Origin of the sequence: Marilutibacter aestuarii (assembly GCF_006546775.1) — a bacterium.
In the GTDB taxonomy this organism is placed as follows: Bacteria; Pseudomonadota; Gammaproteobacteria; order Xanthomonadales; family Xanthomonadaceae; genus Marilutibacter; species Marilutibacter aestuarii.
Map to the genome: position 1 here is coordinate 1 of NZ_VICE01000106.1, position 6,213 is coordinate 6,213.

Genomic DNA, 6,213 nt, shown 5'->3' on the forward strand with positions numbered 1-6,213 from the left:
GGCAGGCGCCGGACCCGCGAGCGCCGTGCCTGCCCTGGGCAGGCGTGCGGCCAGGCGAGGCCAACCATCGCCCGCGGGCGTTTCCAGCTCCAGCGCGAGGAAGGCGTCGCGCCAGCCTTCTTCGGCCGGGGAGCGCCGTGGCGAGGGCATGGACGGACCGGCAAGACCGGCGTCGGGGGTGTCAGGCATGTCGGCTCTCCGGAACCAGTGTCGCGTGCGTCGTGCTGGCGGGGGCGGCTTCCAGCAACTGGCGGAGCCGGCGCGTGCCGCGCGCGACCTGCGACTTGGAAAAACTCGCGCTGCGGTCCATCAGCACCGCGATCTCATCGTGCGTATAGCCTTCGGCGTGGTAGAGCCACAGCACGCTGCGCGTGACGGCGGGCAGCGCGGCCAGGGCGCGTTGCAGGCGGGCGGCATCGGCGGCGGCCGATGGCAGCGGACCTTCGTCCTGCAGCCAGTGGTCATCTTCCAGCGCGACGTCCTGCGCGAAGCGCCGCTGGTGTCGCAGGCGCATCAGCGCCTCGTTGACGGCGACCTGCCGCAGCCAGCCCCAGAACGGGCAGCCATCGCGGCGGCGGAACCCGCCCAGGTGGCCGAAGACCTTCAGCATCGTGTCCTGCAGGACGTCCGCCGCCGACTCGCGGTCCCCGCACATGCGCAGTGCCAGCGTGAACACCGGTCGCTCGAACCAGCGATACAGCTGTTCCAATGCCGCGTGCTCGCCGGCCCGCGCCCGCTCCAGCAGGGCGTCGGGGACGTCGATGGCGAAACTGGAGGGCGAGGCGGCGGGCATACATCCATCCTAGATGCGCACCGGCGCGAAAGCGTCGCAGTCCGTCGGGACTGCCCGGCGCGCGGCGCGCGCGACGGCTCCCGCGGTGTCTATACTCCATGCAGGACCAACGTCGGGGGTGGAGCATGGAACTGGGAACGCTGTTGTCGCTGGTGCTGCTGTTCGCCGGCGTGGTCATCCTGTTCAAGACGGTGCGCATGGTGCCGCAGGGCTTCGAGTGGACGGTCGAGCGCTTCGGCAAGTACACCCACACCATGACCCCGGGCCTGCACTTCCTGGTGCCGGTCGTCTACGGCGTCGGCCGCAAGGTCAACATGATGGAGCAGGTGCTCGACGTGCCCTCCCAGGACGTCATCACCAAGGACAACGCCGTGGTCAAGGTGGACGGCGTGGTCTTCTTCCAGGTGCTCGACGCGGCCAAGGCCGCGTATGAAGTGTCCAACCTCGAGGTGGCGATGATCGCCCTGGTGCAGACAAACATCCGCACCGTGATCGGTTCGATGGACCTGGACGAGTCGCTCAGCCAGCGCGAGACCATCAATGCGCAGCTGCTGACGGTGGTCGACCAGGCCACCAACCCGTGGGGGGTGAAGGTCACGCGCATCGAGATCCGCGACATCCAGCCGCCCAAGGACCTGGTCGATGCGATGGCGCGCCAGATGAAGGCCGAGCGCGAGAAGCGCGCCAACATCCTCGAGGCCGAGGGTTTCCGCCAGGCCGCCATCCTCAAGGCCGAGGGCGAGAAGCAGTCGGCGATCCTCGAGGCGGAGGGCGAGCGCGAGGCCGCGTTCCGCGAGGCCGAAGCGCGCGAGCGCCTGGCCGAGGCCGAGGCCAAGGCCACGCAGCTGGTGTCCGACGCCATCGCACAGGGTGACGTGCAGGCAATCAACTACTTCGTCGCGCAGAAGTACGTCGAAGCCTTCAAGTCCCTGGCCGAGGGGCCGAACCAGAAGTTCGTGCTGATGCCGATGGAGGCCTCGGGCATGATCGGCTCGCTGGGCGGCATCGCCGAACTCGCGCGCCAGGCGATGGGCGACAAGCCGGCGCCGCAGCCGCCGCGCATCGGGGGTTGAGCCGATGGACTGGAACTGGCAGACCACCGGCTGGGCGGCGATCGCGTTGCTCCTGTTCGCCGCAGAGGCCATGGCGCCCGGCGCGTTCATGCTCTGGCTCGGCTTCGCCGCAGTGGCGGTCTTCGTGCTGGTGCTGGCATTCCCGGACGTATCGCTGCTGGTCCAGGTCGCGGCCTTCGTCGTGCTCAGCTTCGTCTCCATCCAGGTCTACCGCACCTGGTTCCGCGGACGTGAGCGGCAAAGCGACCGGCCGACGCTGAACCGCCGCGCCGAGTCCCTGGTGGGCCGCGTCGTGCCGCTCGACCGTGCGATCGTGAACGGGCGCGGGCGCGTACAGATCGCCGATGCCTACTGGGACGTCGCCGGTGCCGACCTGCCGGCCGGGACGATGGTGCGGGTGGAACGCGCCGAAGGCATGACCCTGCAGGTCGTCGCCGCGGACTGATCGAGGGGCTCGACTCCGCTGCTCCGTGCGCCAGCGTGTGGTCGCATGTTCGCCCGGTCGTCGGGAATTCCCGCGCGGTGGCCGGGCCCGGCTGGCGACAATCTGTGATAATCGCCGCTCCCCACGAACCTCCCCCCACACGATGCAGAAGACGATCCTCAACGAGACCCATCGCGCGCTCGGCGCCAAGATGGTCGATTTCGGCGGCTGGGACATGCCGATCCATTACGGCTCCCAGATCGACGAGCACCACCAGGTGCGCCAGGACGCCGGCATGTTCGACGTCAGCCACATGACCGTCGTCGACCTGCGCGGCGCGCGCGTGCGCGACTTCCTGCGCCACCTGCTCGCCAACTCGGTCGACAAGCTGAAGAAGCCCGGCAAGGCGCTTTATACGTGCATGCTGAACCCGCGCGGCGGGGTCATCGATGACCTGATCGTCTACTACCTGTCGGAAGCCTTCTTCCGCCTCGTCGTCAATGCCGCCACGCGCGAGAAGGACCTGGCCTGGATCCGCGAGCAGGCGGAGGCCTTCGAGGTCGAAGTGGTCGAACGCGAGGACTACGCGATGGTTGCGGTGCAGGGCCCCAACGCCCGCGCGAAGGTGATCGGCCTGTTGCGCGACGAGGATCAGGCCGCGATCGGCAAGCTGGGCCGGTTCGCCGCGGCCAGCGCCGAACTTGCCGACGGTGGCGTCGAGCTCTTCATCGCCCGCACCGGTTACACCGGCGAGGACGGATTCGAGGTGGTCGTTCCGCAGGCCAATGCGGTCGCCCTGTGGAACGCGCTGCTGGAGGCGGGCGTGAAGCCGGCCGGGCTGGGCGCGCGCGACACCCTTCGCCTGGAGGCCGGGATGAACCTCTACGGTCAGGACATGGACGACGACGTCTCGCCCTACGAGGCCGCCCTGGCCTGGACGGTGGTGCTCGACGAGGGCCGCGACTTCGTCGGCCGCGAGGTGCTCGAGCAGCAGAAGGCCGGCGGCGCGCCGCGACAGATGATCGGCCTGGTAATGGACGACAAGGGCGTCCTGCGCCACGGCCAGAAGGTACTGACCGCGCATGGCGAGGGCGAGATCCTCTCGGGCACGTTCTCGCCGACGCTCGGCAAGGCGATCGCCTTCGCGCGCGTGCCGTCGGGCGACATCCCGCTGGGTGCCGGCGGCGACGTGCGCGTGGACATCCGCGGGCGCGAAGTGCCGGTGCGCGTGGTCCGCTTCCCGTTCGTGCGCGAAGGGCAGGTGCAGGAAGGCGTGCTGGCCTGACCGCTGACCGTGGCCCGCATCGACTACTTCTTCAGCACCATCTCGCCGTATGCCTACCTCGGGCATGCGGCACTGCTCGAGGTCGCGCGCGATACCGGCGCGCGCATCGAGTACCGGCCGGTGCGCATCTTCGAACTCTTCGACGCCAACGGCGCGGTGCCGCTGAAGAAGCGCGCCCCCGCGCGCCAGCGCTACCGGGTGGTCGAGCTGCAGCGCTGGCGCGACATCCGCGGCGTGCCGCTCAACATCCAGGCGCGCCACTTCCCCACGGACCCCGGCCTGGCCGACCGCTGCGCGATCGCCCTGGTCTCGGCCGGTCTGGATCCCGCGGCTTATGTCGGCGCCGCGTTCCGTGCCCTGTGGGCGGATGACCGCGACATCGCCGAGCGCGACGTGGTGGCCGACCTGCTCGACGCCAGCGGCTTCGACGCCGGTGCGATCCTGGAAGCCGCGGGCCAGCATGCCGCGCATGCGACCTACGGCAGCAACACCGCCGCGGCGATCGCAGCCGACCTGCCGGGCCTGCCCGGCTACGTACTGAACGATGAACCCTTCTGGGGGCAGGACCGCATCGAGGCGTTGCACGACGCCCTCAAGAGCGGCCGGCCACCTTACGGACGGGATTGAGGCCGCCGCCGGCCCCACCCCGTTCCCTTGCTCCACCCGTGTTGGTTCGTGCCCCGTGCGTGCGCGGGGTCCCGCCATTAAACTAGGCGTCGTTCCCGCCGCCACCGCCCACACATTAGAGGCCAGTCATGAGTGATATCCCCGGCGATCTGAAGTTCCTCAAGTCCCACGAATGGGTCCGCGTCGAAGGTGACGGCAAGGTCACCGTCGGCATCTCCGACCACGCACAGGGCCTGCTGGGCGACCTGGTCTACGTCGAGCTGCCCAATCCGGGCGACCAGGTCGAGGCCGGCACCGCGTGCGCGGTCGTCGAGTCCGTCAAGGCCGCCTCGGACGTCTACGCCCCCCTGAGCGGCACCGTGCTCGAGGTGAACACCGCGCTGGCCGACAAACCCGAGATCATCAACGAGGACGCCTACGGCGAGGGCTGGCTCTATACCCTGCAGGCCGACGCGCCGGAGCAGGCCGACGAGCTCCTCGGTCCGCAGGAGTACGCGGACCTGCTCGAGAGCGACGAACACTGACGCCGCCGGCCGGCACCCGTCGTCGACGGGTGCCGGCAACGAAGACGCGACGACCGGGCCGGGCGCCCGGTTTTTTTTCGTCCTTCGCCCACGTGCGCCACGGGGGCGGGCACGCGCGCACCTGCCGGACGCACTCGAGGGCGCCGGCCACGCACCTGGTGGCATCGGGCGACGCCGCCGATCGGGAGGTTCGCGATACACGTCGCGCGTGCTTCGGCCCCGTGGACGTCGCGCGCGTGTCGGACGGGCCACGTCTGTCGCGCGGGGCGGCCCGGGAAAATCTCCTGGCGCGACGCTCGTTGTTCGAGTCGCGAGGCGCACGTCCTCGATCGAGACTGTCACCGTGTCGCGGGCCGGGAAGCACACCCGACCTTCACCGGGCGGGACGCATGGCCCATTCTTTTTTTTGCGCAAATGATCTTGTGCGACGCCAAAAAGCAGCACCCTCCGGCGTTTTTTTTTCGCGTCCGCCGACCGCCCGTCCGAGGCGTGGCCTATGGGTGCGTGGCCTCGTTTGGATACGCTTCGAAGACGTGGACAAAAATTAGCCACTCGCAGAAAACACCTTGTTTTCAAGTGTTTTAATGAATCGATTGCAGTCCGTCAGCACGCGCAAGGTTCGCCACGGGTGGCATGGGCGGAGAGCCGATCGCCGGCAAGCGCACCCCAGCGCCGCTTCTGGCGGGCTTTCCAGGCGCCGGGGGTTGTTGACACTTGCAAAAACCGTGATTACGTTTCGCCAAGCAGAAGACATCTGCATATACGAGTGAGCAAAGCGATCGCGACAACGAGCTGCACGAAACCGGACTCCACCATGGCTCTCGAAAAGGTGGGTATCGGGCCTCTGTCCCTTGAAGGATTTCGAAACTTCAACATCGCCACTTACCGAACAACTCGTACGAGTGACCAAACTCCCCCCGACAATTTCTTCCGGACCGTCCTTCCCGCCCCGCGCGTGGATGGGAGTCCGGCATGCACCCGTTCCGGTTCGCGCTGTCGCGTGCCGGCGGTTTCCCGTCGGCATGTTGCCGGCGGGCCTGGTTTGTACTGGGCAACACCCCGATCCGTCCCGGGTCGGTCAATGCTGGACCACTGACGAGGAGCCATCCCATGGCCACTAAGAAAGCTGCGAAGAAGAAACCCGCCGCCAAGAAGGCGGCGAAGAAGGTCGCCAGGAAACCGGCAGCCAAGAAGGCCGCCAAGAAGGTCGCACGCAAGTCCGCGGCCAAGAAGGCGGTCCGCAAGGCTGCTGCGAAGAAGACGGTGAAGAAGGCCGCCAAGAAGGCCGCCGCCAAGAAGACTGTGAAGAAGGCCGCCAAGAAGGCCGCCGCCAAGAAGACGGTGAAGAAGGCCGCCAAGAAGGCCGCTGCCAAGAAGACGGTGAAGAAGGCTGCCAAGAAGGCCGCCGCCAAGAAGACGGTGAAGAAGGCCGCCAAGAAGGCCGCCGCCAAGAAGACGGTGAAGAAGGCCGCCAAGAAGGCCGCCGC

7 protein-coding genes and 1 pseudogene are annotated in these 6,213 nt (G+C 68.1%); 6 read left to right on the forward strand and 2 right to left on the reverse strand.

What is annotated here, in order from left to right; all coding sequences use genetic code 11:
- A pseudogene (locus FKV25_RS11545) lies at positions 1–189 on the reverse strand (hypothetical protein); the annotation flags it as partial.
- Complete coding sequence (locus FKV25_RS11550; RefSeq protein WP_141518956.1) at positions 182–793, reverse strand: RNA polymerase sigma factor; 612 nt, start codon at positions 791–793, stop codon at positions 182–184. The gene FKV25_RS11550 and the pseudogene FKV25_RS11545, both read right to left, overlap by 8 nt.
- A 125-nt stretch (positions 794–918) precedes the next feature.
- Between FKV25_RS11550 and FKV25_RS11555 the strand changes: the two genes are divergently transcribed.
- The 6 genes from FKV25_RS11555 to FKV25_RS11580 all read left to right on the forward strand — a co-directional run.
- Entirely contained in the window at positions 919–1,866 is a 948-nt protein-coding gene (locus FKV25_RS11555; RefSeq protein ID WP_141518957.1) for an SPFH domain-containing protein, read from the forward strand.
- A 4-nt stretch (positions 1,867–1,870) separates the two neighbouring features.
- Entirely contained in the window at positions 1,871–2,311 is a 441-nt protein-coding gene (locus FKV25_RS11560; protein ID WP_141518958.1) for an NfeD family protein, read from the forward strand.
- Positions 2,312–2,453: 142 nt separating this feature from the next.
- Positions 2,454–3,575 carry a glycine cleavage system aminomethyltransferase GcvT gene (gene gcvT, locus FKV25_RS11565; protein ID WP_141518959.1) on the forward strand — a complete coding sequence of 374 codons (1,122 nt, stop codon included), beginning with the start codon at positions 2,454–2,456 and terminating at the stop codon, positions 3,573–3,575.
- Between the two features lie 9 nt (positions 3,576–3,584).
- Positions 3,585–4,202 (forward strand): 2-hydroxychromene-2-carboxylate isomerase, encoded by a 618-nt coding sequence (locus FKV25_RS11570; RefSeq protein ID WP_141518960.1) that lies wholly within the window; start codon positions 3,585–3,587, stop codon positions 4,200–4,202.
- A gap of 128 nt (positions 4,203–4,330) precedes the next feature.
- Positions 4,331–4,726 carry a glycine cleavage system protein GcvH gene (gene gcvH, locus FKV25_RS11575; RefSeq protein WP_141518961.1) on the forward strand — a complete coding sequence of 132 codons (396 nt, stop codon included), beginning with the start codon at positions 4,331–4,333 and terminating at the stop codon, positions 4,724–4,726.
- A gap of 972 nt (positions 4,727–5,698) precedes the next feature.
- The coding region (locus tag FKV25_RS11580; RefSeq protein ID WP_211345424.1) for a hypothetical protein at positions 5,699–6,213 on the forward strand (515 nt) is incomplete at its 3' end.

What these genes read in the sequence shown, in the direction of transcription:
- FKV25_RS11550 (WP_141518956.1), bottom strand. Translation starts at nt 793, where the DNA reads ATGCCCGCCGCCTCGCCCTCCAGTTTCGCCATCGACGTCCCCGACGCC.
- FKV25_RS11555 (WP_141518957.1), top strand. Translation starts at nt 919, where the DNA reads ATGGAACTGGGAACGCTGTTGTCGCTGGTGCTGCTGTTCGCCGGCGTG.
- FKV25_RS11560 (WP_141518958.1), top strand. Translation starts at nt 1,871, where the DNA reads ATGGACTGGAACTGGCAGACCACCGGCTGGGCGGCGATCGCGTTGCTC.
- gcvT (WP_141518959.1), top strand. Translation starts at nt 2,454, where the DNA reads ATGCAGAAGACGATCCTCAACGAGACCCATCGCGCGCTCGGCGCCAAG.
- gcvH (WP_141518961.1), top strand. Translation starts at nt 4,331, where the DNA reads ATGAGTGATATCCCCGGCGATCTGAAGTTCCTCAAGTCCCACGAATGG.